Origin of the sequence: Pseudomonas sp. R1-6 (genome assembly GCF_051132115.1) — a bacterium.
GTDB lineage: Bacteria > Pseudomonadota > Gammaproteobacteria > Pseudomonadales > Pseudomonadaceae > Aquipseudomonas.
The window spans coordinates 3,707,558-3,710,410 of the sequence record NZ_CP071662.1 but is presented as its reverse complement, the minus strand read 5'-3'; the positions used below and the strand labels follow the sequence as shown (position 1 = coordinate 3,710,410).

The following is a 2,853-nucleotide window of genomic DNA, read 5'->3' as shown; positions in this document are numbered from 1 at the left end:
TCTGAGCTAAACGCAGTGCAGAGGGTCCCTGGCGGCGTTCCCACGCGAAAGCCTGGGAACGATGCTCAACCAACAAAAGGCCGACGCCAGCACGCGTCGGCCTTTTTTGTAACTTTCGTGCAAATGATAAATAAACTCATTCCGGTTTTTCCAAGGTGCTTCGTCTTACTAAGGAATGCGGGCGAATCGGCTCGGGCAAGGCAGCCCAGGCGCCGGTTGTGTCCAGAAAACATGTCGCTGTCGTTCAGCCGGATGACCGTGCCCGGGGAGGGGTCGGTCAGCAGGTAATCCGCGCTGGCGAACGGCAGGCCCTTCGGCCCCATGGGCTTTTCACTTCTATCAATAAGAGAGCACGATGTCGGCAATTCATGAGTTGAAACCGCTGTTCAAGGCACTTGTCATGTCCCGCGGCCTGCGTTCGCGGCGGGTGTTGACGGGCTTGGGTCTGGTCTGTGTGTTGCCGTTGAGCACCCAGGTGATGGCCGAAGACGTCAGTGTCAACATCCCAGCGCAACCGCTGCCGCAGGCGCTGCAAGCGTTCGGCCAGCAAACCAACCAACAAATGATCTACAACGTCGACGAGTTGGCCGGCCTGAAAAGCAACCGCGTCAGCGGCAAGATGAGCCCGCAGGCGGCCATCACCGAATTGCTCAAGGGCACCGGCGTGCGCTACAGCCTCGAGGGCAACACCCTGATATTGGTGAAGGGCTCCCCCGCGGGCCTGGAACTGGGCGCAACGACCATCAACGCCGAACAGTTGGCTGCAACGACCGAAGGCAGCAACTCGTACACCAGCAACGCCGTGACGATCGGCAAGGGCACCCACACCCTCAAGGAAATTCCCCAGTCGATCACCGTGATGACGCGCAAGCAGATGGATGACCAGAACCTGGTCAACCTCAAGGACGCCGTCAACCAGACCACCGGCATTGTCGGCCTGCAGGGCGTGGGGCAGGGCATGATCCTGTCGTCGCGCGGTTTCCAGATCGACGATTGGCAGTACGACGGTGTGCCGATCCCGCGTAATACCTACTCGCTGGGCAACTGGGCGACCCAGGACCTGATTTTCTACGACCGCCTGGAGATCCTTCGTGGCGCGTCCGGCTTGCTGCAAGGTACCGGCAGCCCCGGCGGCGCTGTCAACCTGGTGCGCAAGCGTGGCCAGAGCACACCGACCGTGACCCTGACGGGCAAGGCCGGTTCCTGGGACCACTACGGCTTGCAGCTGGACGCTGGCGGTCCGCTGAACGACGCTGGCAACATCCGCGGCCGTATCGTTGCCGACGAAGACCAGAGCAACTCATTCATCGACCACGCGTGGACCAAAACCCACTCGCTGTACGGCTCGTTGGACATCGACCTGAGCGAAGACACCACCCTGGGCTTGGCGGTCAGCCAATCCAATGGCGAATCGCGCGGCAACATTCGTGGTTTGCCGCGCTACGCCGATGGCTCGATGCCGGACGTGTCGCGCTCCACCTACACCGGCGCGCGTTGGAACCGGTCGGAAATCGATGTCACCACCTACTATGCCGATCTGGAGCATCGCTTCAATGAGGATTGGGCGTTCAAGGTGGGGGGCGTGTACATGACTGAGGACAACCAGGCGAAGAACCAGCGCGTCCAAAGAAACGGTGGTCTCTTGCCCGATGGCAGTGGCGTGCAATATGCCGACTTCCTGACCGACTTCCAGTCTACCAAGACCGGTCTCGACATGAACCTGACCGGCAAGTTCGAAGCCTTGTCGATGGAACAGGAGGTCATGCTGGGTGGCAACTTCTCCCAATTGGAGACGGATGATAAATATGCCCGTACCTTCAACAGCACCAGCGACTCGATCTTCGACCTTGACAATGACCGCCCGGACATCAGCTACGACAGTTTGATCGCTGCGGGTGGCATGGGCGTCCTCAGCAAGTACGACGTGCGCCAGAAAGGCATATACGGCACCTGGCGCGTCAAGCCGGTGGATGACCTGACACTGATCCTGGGTTCCCGGGTCAGCTGGTACGACTTCAGCTACAAGTCGAAAAATGAACTCGCAGCCGGAATTACACGCAACACGCCAAGCTACTCAACCGAAACCGGCGTGGTCACGCCCTATGCCGGTGTCGTCTATGATCTGAGCCGTGAGTGGGCGGTTTACGCCAGCTATACCGACGTGTTCCAACCGCAGACCAACGTCGATCCCAGTGGTTCGGTACTCAAGCCCATTGTTGGCAAAAACTACGAAGTCGGCCTCAAGGGCGAGTTGATGGATGGACGGGTCAATACCTCCTTGGCTGTGTTCCGCTACGACCACGAAAACCGCGCCGTCAACATCCCTAGCTGCACTGGGGTGAACTGCTCTTCTGCCTCCGGGAAAGTGCGCAGCCAAGGCATCGAGGCCGAAATCAGCGGTGAAGTGGTAGACAACTTGCAGTTGTTCGCGGGCTACACCTATAACACGACGAAGTACCTGGAAGATCCGATCAACGAAGGCAGTATCTTCAGTACCTGGACGCCGAAACACATGCTGCGCGTGTGGGGCAACTACCAGTTCACCGGCGACTGGAACCGTGCGAGCGCCGGCCTGGGCTTCACCACCCAAAGCCATACGCAGGTCTACGATCTGAACCATGACGTACCGGGTTATACCGTATGGAACGCCCGTGTCGGCTACAAGTTGACGTCTGAGATCGATCTGGCGGTCAATGCCAACAACCTGTTCGACAAGACCTACATAACGCCGGCTTACAACCAACTCAATGGCAACAACAACTTTGGCGATCCGCGTAATTTGATGTTCACGGTGAAGTACACGCCGCAGTTCTGATTGCCTGCAAATAAAAAAACCGACCCACTTACACGGGT

1 protein-coding gene is annotated in these 2,853 nt (G+C 58.6%); it reads left to right on the top strand.

Annotated features, from left to right (window positions below):
* The first annotated feature begins 355 nt into the window (after nt 1-355).
* A complete protein-coding gene (locus J3P81_RS16725) occupies nt 356-2,815 on the top strand; it encodes a TonB-dependent siderophore receptor (RefSeq protein WP_434559878.1) in 2,460 nt (819 codons plus the stop codon).
* Nucleotides 2,816-2,853 lie beyond the last annotated feature (38 nt).

Excerpts from the sequence above, each read along its gene's own strand:
- J3P81_RS16725 (WP_434559878.1), top strand. The coding sequence starts at position 356 with ATGTCGGCAATTCATGAGTTGAAACCGCTGTTCAAGGCACTTGTCATG.